The 18,948-nt window shown below is 63.8% G+C and carries 15 protein-coding genes; 8 read left to right on the top strand and 7 right to left on the bottom strand.

The features are described 5' to 3' along the window. Positions 1–3: 3 nt before the first annotated feature. Genes C7H73_RS11290 through C7H73_RS11280 form a run of 3 tightly spaced genes read right to left on the bottom strand, consistent with a single transcriptional unit; the run spans position 4 to position 3,370 of the window. On the bottom strand, positions 4–927 hold the full coding sequence (locus C7H73_RS11290) for a phage exclusion protein Lit family protein (RefSeq protein ID WP_157948348.1): 924 nt from the start codon (positions 925–927) through the stop codon (positions 4–6). Between the two features lie 52 nt (positions 928–979). Continuing rightward, positions 980–2,395, bottom strand: coding sequence for a hypothetical protein (locus C7H73_RS11285; protein WP_106846736.1), 1,416 nt, complete (start codon positions 2,393–2,395; stop codon positions 980–982). 48 nt (positions 2,396–2,443) lie between these two features. After that, complete coding sequence (locus tag C7H73_RS11280) at positions 2,444–3,370, bottom strand: hypothetical protein (protein WP_106846735.1); 927 nt, start codon at positions 3,368–3,370, stop codon at positions 2,444–2,446. A 950-nt stretch (positions 3,371–4,320) separates the two neighbouring features. On the opposite strand from C7H73_RS11280, the gene C7H73_RS15900 reads away from it, so the two are divergent. From C7H73_RS15900 to C7H73_RS11240, 8 genes are all read left to right on the top strand, one after another. Then, on the top strand, positions 4,321–4,704 hold the full coding sequence (locus C7H73_RS15900; RefSeq protein WP_373305385.1) for a DUF2946 family protein: 384 nt from the start codon (positions 4,321–4,323) through the stop codon (positions 4,702–4,704). Between the two features lie 439 nt (positions 4,705–5,143). Beyond that, positions 5,144–6,565, top strand: coding sequence for a TolC family protein (locus tag C7H73_RS11270; protein WP_106846733.1), 1,422 nt, complete (start codon positions 5,144–5,146; stop codon positions 6,563–6,565). Positions 6,566–6,585: 20 nt separating this feature from the next. After that, positions 6,586–8,004 carry a multicopper oxidase family protein gene (locus C7H73_RS11265; protein ID WP_106846732.1) on the top strand — a complete coding sequence of 473 codons (1,419 nt, stop codon included), beginning with the start codon at positions 6,586–6,588 and terminating at the stop codon, positions 8,002–8,004. Between the two features lie 24 nt (positions 8,005–8,028). After that, positions 8,029–8,535 carry a cupredoxin domain-containing protein gene (locus tag C7H73_RS11260; protein ID WP_106846731.1) on the top strand — a complete coding sequence of 169 codons (507 nt, stop codon included), beginning with the start codon at positions 8,029–8,031 and terminating at the stop codon, positions 8,533–8,535. A gap of 59 nt (positions 8,536–8,594) precedes the next feature. After that, on the top strand, positions 8,595–8,939 hold the full coding sequence (locus C7H73_RS11255) for a copper-binding protein (RefSeq protein WP_106846730.1): 345 nt from the start codon (positions 8,595–8,597) through the stop codon (positions 8,937–8,939). A 79-nt stretch (positions 8,940–9,018) separates the two neighbouring features. After that, positions 9,019–9,348, top strand: a complete 330-nt coding sequence (locus C7H73_RS11250; protein ID WP_106846729.1) for a four-helix bundle copper-binding protein — start codon at positions 9,019–9,021, stop codon at positions 9,346–9,348. Positions 9,349–9,483: 135 nt separating this feature from the next. Next, positions 9,484–10,098, top strand: a complete 615-nt coding sequence (locus C7H73_RS11245; protein WP_227001331.1) for a DUF305 domain-containing protein — start codon at positions 9,484–9,486, stop codon at positions 10,096–10,098. Positions 10,099–10,367: 269 nt separating this feature from the next. After that, positions 10,368–12,629 carry a copper-transporting P-type ATPase gene (locus C7H73_RS11240; protein WP_106847644.1) on the top strand — a complete coding sequence of 754 codons (2,262 nt, stop codon included), beginning with the start codon at positions 10,368–10,370 and terminating at the stop codon, positions 12,627–12,629. A 36-nt stretch (positions 12,630–12,665) separates the two neighbouring features. On the opposite strand, the gene C7H73_RS11235 is transcribed toward C7H73_RS11240, so the two are convergent. From C7H73_RS11235 to C7H73_RS11220, 4 genes are read right to left on the bottom strand one after another with little or no spacing between them, the layout of a single operon-like run. Next, positions 12,666–13,001 carry a copper-binding protein gene (locus C7H73_RS11235; RefSeq protein WP_106847643.1) on the bottom strand — a complete coding sequence of 112 codons (336 nt, stop codon included), beginning with the start codon at positions 12,999–13,001 and terminating at the stop codon, positions 12,666–12,668. 32 nt (positions 13,002–13,033) lie between these two features. Continuing rightward, the gene (locus C7H73_RS11230; RefSeq protein WP_106846728.1) at positions 13,034–16,207 is read right to left on the bottom strand and encodes an efflux RND transporter permease subunit; all 3,174 of its coding nucleotides are present in this window, start codon (positions 16,205–16,207) and stop codon (positions 13,034–13,036) included. Then, on the bottom strand, positions 16,204–17,715 hold the full coding sequence (locus C7H73_RS11225; RefSeq protein WP_106846727.1) for an efflux RND transporter periplasmic adaptor subunit: 1,512 nt from the start codon (positions 17,713–17,715) through the stop codon (positions 16,204–16,206). The genes C7H73_RS11230 and C7H73_RS11225 overlap by 4 nt, the downstream gene beginning before the upstream one ends. Continuing rightward, positions 17,712–18,944, bottom strand: a complete 1,233-nt coding sequence (locus tag C7H73_RS11220) for a TolC family protein (protein ID WP_106846726.1) — start codon at positions 18,942–18,944, stop codon at positions 17,712–17,714. Before C7H73_RS11220 ends, C7H73_RS11225 begins: the two co-directional genes overlap by 4 nt. Positions 18,945–18,948: the final 4 nt, after the last annotated feature.

Below are 18,948 nucleotides of genomic sequence, written 5' to 3'. Positions count from 1 at the left end.
GTGTTAGCGGAGCCGGTCGAGCAGCATCTCGACCATCTCTTGGTTTGAGTTCGCGACGAAGTCGAGGGGGCTGTTTTCCTTCCGCATGAGAGCAATCAGTAAGCAGGCCGTGACAAGCCAAAAGGAAGAGTCGGCCGGCAAGCTGTAGCCGCTGATCATCGCCGTCAACCGCTCGGCGATTGGCGGATATTGCCGGTTGCCCCAATGCGCGTGCGTTGGCGTCAACGTGTGGATGATCACGGCGGCGAATGCTATTCCCATTGCGCGCTTTTGTTGAACCTGATCGTAGTTGTGCCCATACTCTTTCGCGTAGGCAGCGAGGCCGCTCATCATGAAGTCGCGAGCCCAGACATCGCAGGCGATTTCCTCTTCGGGCAGCGTCGAGGGGGCGCTGTTGTCCGCGCAGTACATGACGTGCCGGAATTCGTGCAGGAGCGCGAAGGCAAGAGCGAGACCGACCAGATCGAATGCGACTTTCTGCTGAGAATCACCCAAACCGTCGCGATCGGCCGTTGGCTGGGGAACGTCCGCTGGCCAGGAAATGTCGGCGGCCCGCTCGGCCGCAATGAGCGATTGAGCGCTGGCGGTGCGCTGCTTGTAGTCGAATTCGAACTGCCCCCGTTCGGCGTCACTGTCGAGGGCTTGGTCGAGTGACATTCCGGTCAAGCTCGTAATCACAAGGGCAGGTGAATAGACCTCGATTGCGCGCCATGCACTAAAGCCGAGAAGCCAGAAGAAGTCGATCGTCTTGGTGTCGAACTTTATGCGTGTGGCATCGGCATTCATTGTGATGCCTTTAGTGTTTGGGGCGATTTCAACGGCATGGCCGTACTGGCGCCAGAGAGCGCTGATCTCGTCGGCACGCTCAGGCACGGCTCCGCGCAGGAGATGGAGGACCATAGTCCGGTCGGATGGTTCGGTCGACATGGTCGCCATTTCTCTTATGGGCAGTAGTTATTTACGAGGCGTGGCGCGCTGGTCACGACTGCTCGATCTCGCGTCGCGCAGCGGTCGGGTCCCCAGGCTTCTTGGTCGTGCGCACATGGGTGACCGATGCCAGGACCGAGTTCGCCCAGATGGTGTTGCATTCGATATCGCCATTGCGCTCGAACCAGTGAGTGGCGCCCGGAATAAGATCGAAGGGGATGGGGTAGGCGGCCAAGGGATTGTGAAAAACCTCCAGCTCCTGACACCACGCTTCGCCCCATGGCCAGAGTGCCTCATATTCGGGGCTTCCGACCGACAACTCGAATGGGATCGGCTCCAACGCGCCGGGGGTTCGATCGAAAAGGATGCCGCTCCGGATCATCGTCACGCCGGGCGGCCGCCAGCCGGCGAGGAAACCCATGCGGTTGAACTTCGCGAGCGTCGCCGCATTGCTGAAGATGACCGCCGAGACATGAGCAAAGTCCCGGTCGCGAAAAAGTCCCGCCGGGATGGCATGCTTGCCCGTCAGATTTGTGATCGGCGTTCCAATCGCACGGCGCTGCCCGTCGTCTCCCTCGACGTCGGCGCGCATTCCGTAGAGGTAGGTGGGCAGCGCTTCCCGACTCCAGACCATCGAGCCGGACTCTTGGAAGTCAGCGATGGCAAGAGCGAACGAGCGGCCCTTCACATGGTTGAGCTCCTGATAGTTGCGTTGGAGCTTGCCCCGTAGCGTCTTGGCGAAGCGTTCGGCGGGGCCGCCCGTCAGTCGCTCGATACGATCCTCCGGCGCATGTACCCAGTCGCCAATTCCGCCGGTGCGCGGGGTCTCGGAATTCGCAGTGACCGCCTCGATCCAGCACTCGTTCCCGTCCTTCTCGATCCAAAAATCTGGCGAGACATGGTCTTGCCGGACGATGAGACCTTGCTCGCGGAAACAGGCGAGAAGGTAGAGTTCGAAAAGCCTTGAGGCGAAATTGCCGGTCTGAAGATCCGTCACAAAATTTGCGTCGGGGTTTGGGAGCGCGAGATGGCATTCGCCGATCGCCATGAGCGCCGGCAGGTGGCTGATCGTGCTCGTCAGTAGTTGAAACTCCGGGCATGTCGCGCGCGGCCCAGTTTTCAGCAAGAGTGGCCGGCGCCGATCGCCCGCAGGCAATGGTTCGGGCGGATCACCGCCGCGCATACTGATGCTAAGGTGGTCGAGCGCAGCCTCGGGTGTGGAATAGGGGCCACTTTCATCGACTTTGACCCAGCGGTGATCGACGCGCCGACGGAGAGCCAAACTGGTGAAGGCTCTTTGCTCGGGATCAAGAAGAATGCAGCCGCTCGCGCTTCCGCGCCCTGTCTGATAGCTCCCGAAAATATGGGCAGGATCGAAGTTGGGCCCGCGTTCGAGCGACAGCGCATATAACTCGAACTGCCGTTGGGTGATCGGCGCGACCAATCGCTCATCATCGCCGACGGCCATGGTCAACTCTCATGGTCAGAACACAGGCGGGTGGGTGCGACCTCACCGTCATGACGGCTCCGCCACGACCGCCTGGGCGAGGATGTCGTTGGCTTCCCATTCGTCGCCGCGCCGGGTCGTCACGAACTCGCGATCCCAGACGCCCCAGTTCAGCGGCAGCGGAGTCTGTGCCAAGGGATTGTGGACATAGGTCATAGGCCGGACCTGGCGCGACAAGTTGCCGATGCCGATCCGCGACCAGATCACACCCGAGATGTTTGCGAAGCGCTCGTCGAGAAATGCCGTGCGCGGGATCGGATTGCGCTCACGCTGGATGAATGGCGCGGCGTGGAAGCCCTCTTCGAGGACGTCGCCAGTCATTCGATTGATGGTGACGTATGCGTCCCCGATAGGAAACAGTGTCGTCATGACGAGCGGTAGTGGTTGCTCGGCGACGAAGACGCCGAAGCGGCTGGCGCTGATCGCGATGATGCGAGGGTCCTCCGGCGCGATCACGCCTTGTTCGATGTAACGGCCGATCTTTTGCGCCTTGGTCCAGAACGCGCCGGACGTTCGAAGTTGCGCCTGCCGGATCGGTGCGGCGACAAGACCCCCGCCTTCGTTGATTGGAACCGGCCGCACGATCTGGTCGGGGCCGGGAGCGCCTTCGTCCGGGGTGATGGCCTCGATCCAGATACGACGGCCGTCTTCGAGGACGCACAGATCGGGTTGCCCGCCGTCGCGTTGGCGCTCGGCCACGGGAAGTAAGGTGCGTCCCGCTTCGAGCAGGCTGCAGCCCAGGTACATTTCCCAGAAGCGGCCGTCGACGTCGCGCGCAAAGCCATGCCGAAAATCAGAATCGGCATATGGCTCGTAGCGCGACCACATCTCTTGCAGCATTGCGCGAAGCTGCTGCTCGATCGGAAGCTCGGCGGACTTCAGGTTCTCGAACCCGCCATCGAGATTGGCGCCATCAACGTCGAAAAGGTCGCTCATCGTCTGATCTTTCCATATGCTTAACGTCCGCGTACCGTGGGCATATTACTGGTTGCAGGCGTCTCTCAATGGCAACGCGGCCGGCGTGCACCGACCCAATTCGGGAGCCTAGATCGGACTTCCAAGATTTGGAGCGGGCTCTGAGCTTCCGGCCACCTAGGTTGCCGGGGCTCGGCGAACTGGCCTGAGCAGGCCTAGCTAGGGCTTGGTGGAGGGCATCAGTTGCGCCCGTGGTGGAAGCCGAGGTGGGTGCGCCGTTGGGCAGCGGAGAACGGACAAGGTTTCGCGCCGTCCTGTATCCTTGAGCACGATTGATGATGATGTCGAAAACGTCGCTCCCTAACGAATCGCTCCATCTCCCGCGCCGGCAAAAGATCAGCGCTTCTGACGGTAAAAACGACGGTAAAGACCCATGTCGATCACAGCCAAGTCCTTTAACCACGCGGGTTTGGGTGGCCTGTTGATGATGGAGTGGGGGCGCAGGGTGGCTCAGCGCTTGTGGGCGAAGCGCAGCGTAGTGCCATTGAAGGACGTTTAGCTTGCCTATAGCCCTTTCCAAATCTCACTGCCAAAGGCTGTCCAGGCATTCTGCAGTCCATAAGGGCAGCGCTTCCGGAGGGCAATATGCCCCGCACCATCCCGCTGCCGTCCAATAGTACATGGCCACAACGGCTAACCGACGTCAAGTGCCAGCCTGTGGCCGAGTCAAGGCCAAAGGTGCGTCAGGTGTTTTGCCCTTTGCCGCTGGGCAACGCGTCCGAAGGCGCGGCGAACCCGCAGCGCGTGTTCGACTATATGGGTCGGGCCGGCCCCGCAGGGACTGCTGTGCGTAGGTGATTGCTGATTAATTGCGCCGAGATCGGCGAAATACGGGTGTCCTTTGGCTTCGGCTTCCAAGCTGAATTGCGCAGGGCGAACGACAACTAACGCCTTTCCTCTACAATTGAGCGATGGTCAGCTTTCGCGCAATCCTGCTGTGGCTCATGATGCTCGCGGTGCCCTTTCAGGCGTACGCTGCGGCAGCCATGACGCTTTGCGGCCCGGACGCGAATCCGCATGCCGCGGTTAGTACGCTGACTACCGATGACCACCACGTCAGCCATGTAGCCGCCGAGAGCCATCATCATGATGGCCAGTCTGGCGCGCACCATGATGATGGTGGCCCGGACCAGAGCCACAGATGTGGTAACTGTGCCCCGTGCCATGGTGTGGGTCTTACGCCGACCCTTGCTGCAGTCAACAGTCACAGCCCACCACAGGCTGAGCTCGTAGAGCCTCTCTATCCGCCGGCGTCCGTTACGCCGAGCGTTCCCCACAAACCACCTCGCGCGTGATCGTGTCCAGCCCCGGCAGCTTTGCTGCTGGCGTGTGGACGCGCTTGTTTCGTTTTTGATGTTGCTCGCCTTGCGGGGCGATGCCACGCCATTTCGTTCATGAACATCGCGAGGATCACATGTTCACTTTATCGCCGGCCCCTTGGCTGGCTTGCCTGACCACGTTTGTGGCCTTGACCGCAGGAGCGCAGAACTCCCACGGTACAACCCCCGTGCCGAGCCAGACGCCGGCACTACCTTACAACTCCGCCATGGAAGGCTACAAAGCCCTCTCTGACGAAAAGCCGATCCCATGGCGCGCTGCCAATACCACCGTCGAACAACGGGGCGGCTGGCGAGCCTATGCGAAGGAAGCCGCTGGCGAGGATGCCGCTGGGACGCCCAGCGCCGGCCACGGACAGGGTCATGCAATGCCTGCTCCGACGGCCAAGGAGAAGCCATGATCCGGCCGCTTCGTTTGTCGCTCGCTGCCGCAGCCGCAGCCGTCCTGACAGGTTGTGCATCTCTCGGAATTGATGACGCGGTCAAGGAAACCAACGCGTCTGCTGCCGAGTTCACCGGCGGCAAACTGGAACTCAGCACGAGCCGGGATCAGCGCGTCGCCCGCGCATCGTTGTCCGAGGAACTGCTTGGCAAGCCGCTGTCTCAGGACGGTGCGGTTCAATTGGCCCTGGCCAACAGTCCCGCACTCCAGGCGCTCATCGCACAAAGCTGGGCTGACATCGCTGCAGCAAACCAGGCTGGCCGCATCCCGAACCCGGTCTTCAGCTTCGAGCGCGTGCGGCTGGGCGATGAGCTGGAAATCGGTCGACTTCTGTCCTTTGGCTTGGTCGACATCCTGCTGCTGCCCAAGCGCATATCGATTGCACGGAGCCAGGCGGCACAGGCGCAGGTCCAACTCACCAGCACCGTCGTCGACCAGATCACGCAAGTGCGCCAGACCTGGGTGAGGGCCGTTGCGGCTCAGCAGACGCTGCAGTACGCCGAGCAGGTCAAGCAGTCGGCCGAGGCGAGTGCCGAGCTTGCCCGGCGCATGCAGCTCGTGGGCAATTTCAGCAAGCTGCAGCGGGCGCGGCAGCAAGTGTTTTACGCCGACGCGACCACCGAACTGGCTTCTGCGCGGCACACGGCCGTCGCTGCCCGTGAGGAGTTGGTGCGGGCCCTTGGACTGGACAATGCGCAATCGGCCAAGCTCAAGCTGCCCGAACGCTTGCCTGATCTGCCGAAGGCTCCCCGCGAGGCCAAGGCGGTGGCCTCTGCAGCAACCGCGCAGCGCCTGGACGTGCAGCAAGCGCGTGCCCAGCTCGACTTGGCTGGAAAGTCGCAGGGTATCAACCTGCTGTTCACGTACATCGATATCGAGGCCGGGATTCGGCGCGATACCGTGTTCGACAACGCCGAAGGCACGCGGGGCACAGCCCGCGGTTTCGAACTGGACATCCGCTTGCCCTTGTTCGATTGGGGCTCCGCCCAGCGCGAGGCGCTCAACGCCCAGTCTCTCGCCGCGGCCAATCGCTACGACGCCGCTGTACGCGGTGCCACGTCCCAGCTTCGAGAAGGGTACTCCGCCTACCGCACCGCCTACGACATTGCGCGGCACTACCGCGACGAGATCGTCCCGCTGCGCCAGGCCATGGCCGATGAAAACGTGCTGCGCTACAACGGGATGTTGATTGGGGTCTTCGAGTTGCTGGCCGAGGCGCGCGACCAGGTCACCAGCGTAACCCGTGCCATCGAAGCGCAACAGCAATTCTGGCTTGCGGACGCGGCTCTGTCGGCATCCCTTCGAGGGCGCCCCATTGCGGCCGCCGCACCAGCCGCCAGTGGCGGCTCTCAGCCCGCCGCCGCAGCGGCCCATTGAGCCTCATTTCCAAGACACACATGAACAATAGACGCAATTTTCTGAGCGGCGCGGGAGCCATCACTGGCGCCATCGCAGCCGCTTCCGTGAGCAAGGTTGCCATGGCCGCGTTGCCGGAACCGGTCCTGCAAACCCGGCCTGACACCATGCCGCCCCTGACACCATCCACAGGCCGGCCCTACAACCCGGTGGTCACCTTGAACGGCTGGACGCTGCCATGGCGGATGAACAACGGCGTGAAGGAATTCCACCTGGTGGCCGAATCCGTCGTGCGGGAGATGGCCCCGGGCTTCAAGGCCCACCTGTGGGGCTACAACGGCCAGTCGCCAGGTCCGACCATCGAGGTGGTCGAAGGGGACCGGGTGCGAATTTTCGTCACCAACAAGCTGCCCGAACACACCTCCATCCACTGGCACGGGCAACGTCTGCCCAATGGCATGGACGGCGTGTCGGGCCTGACCCAGCCGCCGATCCAGCCGGGCAAGACCTTCGTCTACGAGTTTGTCGCGCGCCGCCCGGGGACCTTCATGTACCACCCGCACGCCGATGAAATGACGCAGATGGCGATGGGAATGATGGGCTTCTGGGTCACCCATCCCAAGGGGAAGCACCCGCTCATCGACGAGGTCGACCGCGATTTCGTGTTCCTGCTCAACGCCTACGACATCGAGCCGGGCAGCGCGACGCCGAAGATCATGACCATGCTGGACTTCAACCTCTGGTCGTGGAACAGCCGCGTTTTCCCGGGCATCGATTCGCTCAACGTGCGGCTCAACGACAAGGTGCGCATTCGCTTCGGCAACCTGACCATGACCAACCACCCGATGCACCTGCACGGGCACGAGTTCCTGGTGACGGGTACCGACGGTGGGCCCACGCCCAAGAGTACGCGCTGGCATGAAGTGACGACCGACGTGGCCGTGGGCCAGATGCGCCAGGTGGAGTTCCTGGCCGACGAAGAAGGCGATTGGGCCTTCCACTGCCACAAGAGCCATCACACGATGAACGCTATGGGGCACGACGTGCCCACGATGATCGGTGTCGATCACAAGGACGTGGTCAAGCAGATCACCAAGCTCGTGCCCGACTACATGGTCATGGGCGAGCGTGGCATGGCCGACATGGGCGAGATGGAGATGCCGCTGCCCGACAACACCGCTCGGATGATGAGCGGCGAAGGGCCGTTCGGCTCCGTCGAGATGGGCGGCATGTTCAGCATGGTGAAGGTGCGCAAGGACCAAAAGCCAGGGGATTACTCCAACCCCGGTTGGTTCAAACACCCCAAGGGCACGGTCGCGTACGAATACGGCGCACCCATGGCAGAGCCTGCCAGATCCAGCGGAGCCGGCCCATCGGCCATGCCGGCGCAAAACATGCCCGCGAAGAACATCGAAGTGCAAGTCCGCAAGCCAGCCAATGGTGGCCACGCAGGCCACTGATCTTTTTTAACCGAGGAACCCCCCATGAAGACACAAACCATCCGTAACGTACTCGCCGCAACCTTGTTCGCTGTTGCCACAAGCGCCGCATTTGCATCTGGCACCCACGCGGGTGGCCATGGCGAGCCAGGCGCGGCCGTTGGCAAACCCGGCGTGGCCGCCAAGGTCACGCGCACGATCAAGGTCGATATGACCGATGCCATGCGCTTCAACCCCGCCACCATCGATGTCCAGCAGAACGAAACCGTCCGCTTCCTCATCACGAACTCGGGCAAGGTTAAGCACGAGCTGGTCCTTGGCACCGAGCAAGAACTCAAGGAGCACTACGAGGTGATGAAGAAGAACCCGGAGATGGAACACGACGATCCCAACATGGTCACCTTGGCCCCGGGCAAGAGCGGCGAAGTCATCTGGCAGTTCACCAAGGCTGGCAAGGTGGACTTCGCGTGCCTGCAGCCCGGCCATTACGACGCGGGCATGAAGGGCGCAGTCACCGTCGCCAAGGCCAAGGGCAAGGCGTCCGCCAAGTAATGGCACCGGACGCGGTGTGTGTCGCACCGTGCCACTCACTCAACATTAGGAAACAAGCCATGACATCCTCTCGAAACACCTGGTTTGCAGCGGCCGTCGCAGCAGCCCTGATATCCATTTCCGGCCTGGCCGGTGCACAACCGACCACCGACCCGGCGAGCGCATCCGCGTCTGCAGGCACGCCGTTTGCCGAGGGAGAGATCAGGAAAGTCGACAAGGAAAACCAGAAGCTCACCATCAAGCACGGTCCGCTCAAGAACCTGGACATGCCCGGCATGACGATGGTGTTTCAGGTTCAGGACCCGGCGGTGCTGGAGAAGGTCCAAGTTGGCGACAAGGTGCAGTTCGTCGCTGACAAGATAGACGGGAAGTTCACCGTCACCAAGCTTGAGGCGGCGCGCTGAAGATTGTCTCTCTGTCCCGGGGCGGCTCTCGGGTCGCCCGTTCCGCCGGTCCTCCGGCTTTTTCGCGTAGGAGAAAACGATGTCACATGAAACTTATGCCGCATGTATCGAAACTTGCAACGCTTGCGCGGCGGCATGCAACCACTGCGCTGCTTCCTGCCTGGCTGAGCAGGACGTGAAGATGATGGCCAAGTGCATCGCGTTGGACATCGACTGTGCGGCGGTCTGCCAGCTTGCCTCGGCGGCGATGGCCCGAGGCAGCGACCATGCGGTTGCCATCTGCCGCCTTTGCGCCGAAATCTGCAAGGCCTGTGGCGATGAGTGTGCCCGGCACGAGGCGCAGCACTGCAAGGACTGCGCCGAGGCCTGCCACCGCTGCGCCGAAGCTTGCCTGGCAATGGTGCATTGATCCGCCCGGCCGCTAACGCGCCTGCGCATCTAACTCGGTACGAAGACAGCAGTCCTCGTGCGTACATGCTGTGTTTGCAAGATCCCTGGTAACCCCGCATGGCCGCCGTTTGCCCTTTGATGTTCTTACGAGGCGATGCTCACGATCACCTTTACCCAGGAGAGCGAAATGGAGGACGGTAGCGATATGAGAATGGGATATGGCCGCTTCGCCGCGATGGTGGCGACATCGACGGTCGTTATGTACGGGCTGATGTATTTGAACACCTACGTCCTAAGCCACGTAGAGTTCAGCCAGACGCGCGCGTGGATGGCCATCGTGATGGGCGCGGCCATGGCGTTCATCATGCTCGGCTTCATGACGAGCATGTACAAAAGCAAGAGAGCCAACATGGCGATCTTTCTCGGCAGCGTAGTAGTTTTCGCCATAGCTCTCTGGCTCGTTCGCAGTCAGGAAACCGTCGATGACGTGAGCTACATGAAGGCGATGGTCCCGCACCATTCAATCGCGATCATGACCAGCGAGAGAGCGCACATCAAAGATCCTGAAGTGCGCAAGCTGGCTGATGGGATCATCGATGCGCAAATTCGTGAGATCACGCAAATGAAGCGACACATCGCCCGGCTGGAGGCTCAGCGCGTGCCCAATGGCGCACCTGATCTTCCGTCCTACAGGGATCGGCACGTGCCGCCGCCGCCTCCAGAAACAGATGAAAGCACCGGCATCGACACGCTTCAGCCGATCCGCTGAGGAGCTCAAGGCCGATTGGCCGAACAAAAGTGCCTAAGAGGTAGCCTCATGGGAGGTTCAGAGGGCGGGCCGCCAACTATGCGGAAGCCGCCCATGCATTGAACTGATGGCCTTATCGGGGGCCGGCTGAGCATCAGTGTCGCCAGCCGGTGGGCCCGATTGCATGGTCCACGGCTTGACCTTCCAACCGTTGGAGGGCTTACCTTGTGAAGCAAGGAGATTTTCCAATGACGCGGACCACAAGCTCGCACGAGCACAACCATTGCTCCATGGAGAAGCCTGACGTGGAGCATCAACACCCGGCCCAAGGCGCGGCTGCGGGTGGGACCATGCACGGTGCGCACCACCACGACGGTCATCACAGCCACAAGCGCACCGCGCCCGTTGCACAAGGTGGTATGGACGCTGAATACACCTGCCCGATGCACCCTCAGATTCGGCAGGTAGGGCCGGGCACTTGCCCCATCTGCGGGATGGCATTGGAGCCCGTCCTGGCTACGGCTGGAGCACAGGAAAGCCCAGAGCTTCGGGACATGACCCGCCGCTTCTGGATCGCATTGGCTCTCACGGCGCCCGTCTTCGTCCTGGAAATGGGCTCGCACCTCGTCAACCTGCATCACTTGGTCGGCCAGCAGACCTCGAACTGGACTCAACTGCTGTTGGCCACGCCGGTCGTGTTGTGGGCGGGCTGGCCGTTCTTCACCCGTGGCTGGGCTTCATTGCGAAGCCGCCATCTCAACATGTTCACCCTGATTGCGCTCGGCACAGGTGCGGCGTGGACCTACAGCCTTGTCGGGACCGTGGCCCCCGGGGTGTTCCCGCCTTCGTTTAGGTCGGGCGACGGCGCAGTACCGATCTACTTCGAGGCGGCCGCCGTCATCACCGTACTTGTCCTGCTCGGCCAGGTTCTTGAGCTACGCGCCCGGGAGAAGACCTCGGGGGCCATCCGCGCCTTGCTCGACCTGGCACCCAAGACGGCGTTGCGGGTCAATGCCGGTGGGCACGACGAAACAGTTCCCTTGGACGCCATCGAAACCGGTGAACTCCTTCGCGTTCGGCCCGGCGACAAGGTGCCAGTCGATGGTGAGTTGGTAGAAGGCAAAGGCACGGTAGACGAGTCGATGGTGACCGGCGAGCCGATGCCAGTTGCGAAGGCGCCAGGTTCCAAGGTCACCGCAGGCACCATGAACCAGACGGGCGGCTTCGTGATGCGCGCGGAGAAGGTAGGCGCAGACACGCTGCTCTCGCAGATCGTCCACATGGTGGCGACCGCGCAGAGAAGCCGCGCGCCGATTCAGCGCATGGCCGACCAGGTCGCAGGCTGGTTCGTTCCCGCCGTGCTTGTAGCCACTGTCCTCACCTTCGTTGCCTGGATGGCCTGGGGGCCGGCGCCCGCCTTCTCGCATGCACTGATCGCGGCTGTTGCGGTGCTCATCATCGCCTGCCCGTGCGCTTTGGGCCTTGCAACGCCCATGTCGATCATGGTGGGGGTCGGGCGTGGCGCGCAAAGCGGTGTTCTCGTCCGGGATGCCGAGGCACTGGAGCGCATGCAGAAGGTGGACACCTTGGTCGTGGACAAGACCGGGACCCTCACCGAGGGCCGCCCCAAAGTGACCCGGATCGTCACGCTCCCAGGCTTCGACGAATCGGATGTTCTCCAAAAGTTGGCCAGCGTCGAACGAGCGAGCGAACACCCATTGGCGGCCGCCATCGTCGCGAAGGCTCAAGAACGCAGCCTCTCCCTGCTGCCTGTGGTGGACTTTGACTCACCGGTTGGCAAGGGCGTTCTCGGCACCATCGAAGGGACGGCCGTCATCTGCGGCAGCGCGAAATTTCTCGCGGAGCATGGGATTGATACGACCGAACTGAACACCCGGGCAGAACAGGCACGCGCCGAGGCTGCAACAGTCATCTTTGTGGCCGTTGGGGGCCGCCTGGCGGGCTTCGTGGGGATCGCCGACCCCATCAAACTGACCGCAAAGCAGGCCATCCAGGAACTGCGCAGCGCTGGCATGCGGATCGTGATGCTCACCGGTGATGGGCGCACAACCGCCGAAGCTGTGGCACGGGATCTCGGCATCGACGAGGTCATCCCCGAAGTGTTCCCAGAGGACAAGGCGGCGGTCGTGCAACGATTGAAGGGCGAAGGCAGGGTTGTCGCCATGGCCGGCGATGGTGTGAACGACGCCCCAGCCCTGGCCGCCGCCGATGTTGGTATCGCGATGGGCACGGGTACCGATGTGGCCATGGAGAGTTCAGGAATCACCTTGCTCACAGGGGACCTGATGGGCATCGTGCGTGCGCGCGCCCTGTCTAAGGCGACCATGCGCAACATCCGCCAGAACCTCTTCCTCTCGTTTGCTTACAACGTAGCGGGGATTCCGCTCGCTGCCGGCGTTCTTTATCCCGCTTTCGGGCTCCTGCTGTCGCCGGTGGTCGCGGCAGCAGCGATGGCTCTTTCGTCAGTGAGCGTCATCGCGAACTCGCTTCGACTGCGTTCCCAGCAGTTCGGCGGCGAAAGCCAGAAATAGCTTGTTGCGATCAAAATTGCCCGAAGAGCCGCTGCACTACTTGACCGTCTTCAACTCGGTCACGGTCGCCTTGCCCTTGATCATCTCGGCCTGAAACCGCACCTTGTCCCCCACCTTCAGGCCATTCAGCATCTTCTTGTCCGCGACGTCGAAGCCCATCGTCATACCGGGCATGGCCAGGTTCGGGATGTCGCCGTGCTGCAGCACGACGAGGCCTGCCGCAGGATCGAGCTTGCGGACCTCGCCGTCGACCAGTGGCATCGCCGGAGCAGAGGCGGCCGCTGGTTTCGCAGGCATTGACATGCCTTGCGCCGAAGCCTGGGCAGCGGCCGCCTCCAGGATGGCAGCGATCAGGATGTGGTGTACTTTCATCATGGGTCCTTCGTCAGTTGGTTGATGGGTTTTCAGGGCGTTGAGGCCGTGGTGGCCGGGTTCCCCGCAGAGGAGCGGTGATACCTCGCGTCGCGCTTGCGGTGCACCAAATACCACACGGCCGGTATTACCAGCATGCTCAGCAGCGGTGCCGTGACCATGCCTCCGACCATCGGCGCGGCGATGCGGGTCATGATCTCCGAGCCGGTGCCGGTCCCCAGCAGGATGGGCACCAGGCCCGCCATCACGACGGCGACTGTCATCGCCTTGGGCCGTACCCGATGCACTGCGCCCTCGCGGATGGCCGCCAGCAGCGTCTCGTCCGAGTCCGGTTGCCCTTCGGCAAGGCGACGTGCATGGGCGTTCTTCAGGTAGACGAGCATCACCACGCCGAACTCCGCCGCGAGACCTGCGAGCGCGATGAAACCGACCGCCGTCGCGACCGAGATCGAATGCCCCAGCGCCCAGACCAGCCAGAAGCCTCCGACCAGCGAGAACGGCACCGCGGCCATCACGATCGCCGCATCGCTGAACGAGCGGAACAGCAGGTACAGCAGAACGAAGATGACCGCCACCGTCACGGGCACGACCACCTTCAGTCGCTCGGTGGCGCGCTCCAGGTATTCGAACTGGCCGGACCAGGAAACGGCGTAGCCGGCTGGCAATGCCACTTGCTTAGTCACCGCTGCCTGCATATCGGTCACGACCGAACGCAGGTCCCGGCCGCGAACATCGACGTAAACCCAGCCCGACAGGCGAGCGTTCTCGCTGCGCAGCATCGGCGGCCCTTCCTCGATGGAGATGCGCGCCACGTCCTGCAGCAGCACCGTCGCCCCCCTCTCTGTGACGAACGGCAGCTCCCGCAGGCGCTGCAGCGAGTCGCGAATCTCACGCGGGTAGCGCACATTGATGGGGTAGCGCTCGCGGCCCTGGATCACTTCCCCGACGTTGTCGCCGCCGATGGCCGTCGAGACGATGCTCTGTACATCGGCCACGGACAAACCATGGCGCGCTGCGGCAGGCCGGTCCACGTCCACGTCGATATAGCGGCCACCGGTCAGCCGTTCGGCGAGGGCCGAAGACACGCCGGGCACGCTCCTCACCGCCGCCTCGACCTGTGCGGTCAGGCGGTCAATCGTCGCAAGGTCCGCCCCGGCGACTTTGATGCCCACCGGACTCTTGATGCCCGTGGCCAGCATGTCGATGCGGTTGCGGATGGGCGGCACCCATACGTTGGACAGGCCGGGCACCTTGACGACGCGGTCCAGTTCCTCGACCAGCTTGTCCGGCGTCATGCCCGCTCGCCACTGGTCGCGCGGCTTGAACTGGATGGTCGTCTCGAACATCTCCAGCGGTGCGGGGTCCGTCGCCGTGTCCGCGCGTCCGGCCTTGCCGAACACGCGCTCGACCTCTGGCACCGTCTTGATGAGCCTGTCGGTCTGCTGCAGCAATTCCGACGCCTTGGAGATCGACAGGCCCGGCAGCGCCGAGGGCATGTACAGCAGGTCGCCCTCGTCGAGCGCCGGCATGAACTCACCGCCCAGGCGCATGACCGGCACCGCGGTGATCGCCAGCACCAGGGCCGCGATCGCCAGGGTGAGCTTCGGGAACCGGAGCACCAGCTCCAGCGCGGGACGGTAGACAGCGATGAGGAAACGATTGAGCGGGTTCGCCGTCTCCCTCGGAATGCGGCCTCGGACCAGGTAGCCCATCAGGACCGGTACCAGCGTCACCGACAGCCCGGCTGCTGCCGCCATGGCATAGGTCTTCGTGAAGGCCAGTGGCGCAAACAGCCGGCCTTCCTGCGCTTCGAGCGTGAACACCGGCAGGAACGACAGCGTGATGACCAGCAGCGAGAAGAACAGCGCCGGTCCGACCTCGACCGAGGCCTGCGCGATCAGCGCCCAGCGCTCGGACACCGTCGGTTGCCGCTGGTGCTGGTCTTCGAAGTGCTCCAGGTGCTTGTGCGCCGCCTCGACCAGCACCACTGACGCGTCCACCATCGCCCCCAGCGCGATGGCCACGCCCGACAAGCTCAGGATGTTCGCGCTGACACCTTGCCAGTGCATCACGATGAACGCCGTCAGCACACCCACCGGCAGCGTGACGACGGCGACCAGTGCCGAGCGCAGGTGGAACAGGAACACCGCGCAGACGAGCGCTACCACGATGAACTCTTCGGCGAGCTTGTCGCGCAGGTTCAGGACGGCGCGGTCGATGAGCTTGGAGCGGTCGTAGGTCTCGACCACCTCGACGCCCTGCGGCAGGCTCGGCTTCAAGGCAGCCAGCTTGGCCTTGACCGCCTCGATGGTGGTCCTGGCGTTCTTTCCCGAGCGCATGACCACGACACCGCCCACGACTTCGCCTTCACCGTCCAGTTCGGCGATGCCGCGGCGCATCTCCGGGCCGATCTGCACGGTCGCCACATCGCGCAGGAGCACCGGCGTCGTGCCCGAGACGGGCAGCGCAATGGTGCGGAAGTCGTCGAGCGACTTCAGGAAGCCGCGCGAACGGACCATGTACTCCGCCTCAGCCAGCTCGACGACAGAGCCTCCAGCGGCCTGGTTGGCCTTGCCCAGGGCGTCGATCACCGCGCCCTGCGTGACGCCCAGCGCCCGCATGCGGTCGGGGTCCAGAACCACCTGGTACTGCCGCACCATCCCGCCGATGCTGGCGACTTCGGCCACGTCCGGCACCGTCTTCAGCTCGAACTTCAAGAACCAGTCATTGAGCGCACGCAGCTGTCCAAGGTCGTTCTTACCCGTGCGATCGACAAGCGCGTACTCATAGACCCAGCCCACGCCGGTGGCGTCCGGGCCGAGCGCGGCCGTTGCCCCGGTGGGCAACCTGCTTTGCACCTGGCTCAGGTATTCCACGACACGCGACCTGGCCCAGTACGGGTCGGTCTTGTCGTCGAACAGAACGTAGACGAAGGAGTCACCGAAGAACGAGTAGCCACGAACCGTCTTCGCCCCGGGCACGCTGAGCATGGTGGTGGTGAGCGGATAGGTGACCAGGTCCTCGACCACCTGGGGCGGCTTGCCGGGATACGTCGTGCGCACGATGACCTGGGTGTCCGACAGGTCCGGCAACGCGTCGACAGGCGTGTGCCTGACCGACCAGATCCCCGCAGCCACGAGGAACGCCGTGGCGATGAGCACGAGGAACCGGTTGCCGATCGACCAGCGGATGAGGGCAGCGATCACTTGGCAGCTCCAAGGCGCTGCACGGACACCAGCTCATAGTCCATCGAGCCGCCTTGCCTGAACTCGAAGCGAACCATGTCACCCGGCTTGATGTCGGCAAAGGCCTTGCCGGTGGGCTTGCTGAAGCCCATGGTCATTGCGGGCCACTTCAACGAAGCAATAGGGCCGTGGGAGATGGTGATGCCGTCCGCGTCGATGCTTTCGACCTTGCCGTCGCCGGTGTGCACGTTCGCCGGCATCGGTGCCGGCGCGGAGGGGGGGCCTGCAGGTACCGCGGTGACTGCGGTCATCGCGCCCAGCACGGAGCGCAGCCGCGCCTCGGAATCGATGAGGAACTGGCCACTGGCAACGACCCGGTCGCCATCGGCGAGCCCGGTAACCACCTCGACGGTGTCGCCGAGGTCAGCGCCCAACTGGATGTCGCGAGGCTCGAACGCGCCGTTGTCCTTGCGAACGATGGCGACGGTGCGTGTGCCGGTGCGGATCACCGCTTCGGCGGGTACGACCAGGCGAGAAGCCGAAGGCCCGGTGACCTGCAGGCGCAGCAGCATCCCGGGCATCAGCCTGCCCCCCGCGTTGTCGACTTCAAAGCGCGCCTGCAGTGTCCGGGTGCTCGCGCTGACCTGCGGCAGGATCTCTTTGAGCTCGCCGCCAAAGGCTTGGCTGGCATCGGCTTGGAGGACGGCCCGGACCTTCTGGCCGCGCGTCAGGCGTACCGCTTGCGCCTCGGGCACCTCCGCCACCGCCCATACCTTCTCCAGGCCCGCGATGCGAAACAACGTCATGCCCGGAGAGACCGCCACGCCCTCGCGCACACCGAGTTCCGCGATCACGCCGCTGACCGGCGCACTGAGCGTGAAACGCGCCTGCGCCGTGCCGGCTGCTTCGCTCTGGTGGATGAGGGCCTCAGGGATGGACAAGGCGCGCATGCGCTCACGTGCGGCCGCCACCAGGTCTTCCGATGCGCCCGCACGCTGGAGCGCAAGCAGTTCATTCTGCGCTCCCAGCCAGTCCGGCGCGAACAGGGTTGCGAGCGGCTGGCCTTTGCGGACCCGCTCCATGGGCGCGCGCACGGCCAGGCGCTCGACGTAGCCGGCCACACGGGTCTGGACCGCGACACTGAGGCGCTCATCGAATTGCACGGTGCCGACCGCGTCGAAGGACGACGACACGTCCACCCGGCTGACCACCGTGGTACGGATGCCCAGGTTCTGCTGCACCGTCGGGCTGATCTTCACGCCCGAGTCGCTCGCTTCGTCGGCATAGACGGGAACGAGCTGCATGTCCATGAACGGCGATTTGCCGGGCTTGTCGAAGCGCTGGCCCGGCACCATCGGGTCGTGCCAGTACAGCACCTTGCGCTCTGCGGTACCTGATGCCGCCACCCCCGGCGTGGCCGCCATCGGTGCCTCGGTGGCGGTGCCGGTCTGGCGTCCGGCGTAGAAGCTGCCAACGGCCAGCACGGCGGCACCGAGGAGCGAGAGGGCAATTGGCAGAGCGCGCTTCATGGGGCACCTCCCGCCAGGAGAGGCTTGAAGGCCAGTTGGGCCTGCACCTTCGCCAGGTCTCGCTTCAGCGAAAGCAGCTTCCTTTGCGTTTCGACCTCCGCACGACGCGCCTCGAACAGCGTCACCAGGCTGACCTGGTTCGAGCGGTAGCCGGCCAAGGTGACAACAGTGCGCTGCCGGGCGGGAGCCACAACGGCTGCCTGATACCGCTCGACGCGATCGGTTAGCCGTTGGGCGTCGCTGGCCAGCGTGCGAAACTCCGCCGTCGCCGCGCGCGAGGCCTCCGCCAGATTGGCTTCGGCCTTGTCGACCAGCGCCAACTTGGCCGCCGTGTCGCGGTCCTGTCGTTGGGCCGGCGCAACCGGCAAGGGAATGCTCACGCCAACCGACACCATGTCCGAGTAGCCGGTGCGCTGGCCATAGGATACTTCCCACGACCAGTTCGGCTTGCGGTTGGCGGCGGCAACGGCGGCCTCCTGCCTTGCGACCTCGATGTCGCGCTGCGCGGCCAGGACTGCGGGATGGTTGGCGACGTAGGACTCCTCACCCACGTTCGGCAGGCCAACCGGCGCCGCGAGATCATCTGCGGGGACGCCGACCCAACGCTCCAGCGCCACGCGCGCGCCGCGCTCCTGCTGCAACACATCGGCTGAATCGTCCTCTGCGACGCCGCGGGCACTGGTCAGCGCCAGCACTTCCTGGCTGTTGGTGGCGGCCGACCACAGCCGGCCCTTGGCCGCTTCCAGCTCTTCGTGCACATGGTGCTCGGTCTGGGTTGCCAGCTTGAGTGCCTCGCCTGCGAAATACACGTCCAGGTAAGCCAGCGCCGTTTGCGTGCGCACCTGCGCAGCCGTTGCCTGGACCGAGACGCTCTCCCGGTTGACCATCGCGTCTGCGGTGGCCTGGCGCGCTGCGCGCTTGTCGGCCGATACCCATTCCTGGGCGATGCCGATGCGTTTCATCGTCATCGATTCGCGGGTCGTGCTGAAACGGTCCCCGCCGGTGATGGGCAGGTTTTCGACGCCCACACGCAGCATTGGATCGGGCAACTGGCCCGCTGCGCGTGCGGTTTCGGTCGCGCTGGCGACGCCGGCACGTGCGGCATGCGCAGCTTCGGAGCGCTGCACGGCGAGGTCGAGTGCCTGGTCGAGCGTGAGCGGTGCAGCAGCCGCCAGGGCCGGCAGCATGGCGACGGCCAAAAGGGCCGCACGCGGATAGTGGGTGAACATGGGA

The sequence above is a fragment of the Pulveribacter suum genome (genome assembly GCF_003013695.1).
Classification (GTDB): domain Bacteria; phylum Pseudomonadota; class Gammaproteobacteria; order Burkholderiales; family Burkholderiaceae_C; genus Melaminivora; species Melaminivora suum.
The sequence above is the reverse complement of the archived record's forward strand: the minus strand, read 5'-3'. Positions and strand labels throughout refer to the sequence as shown.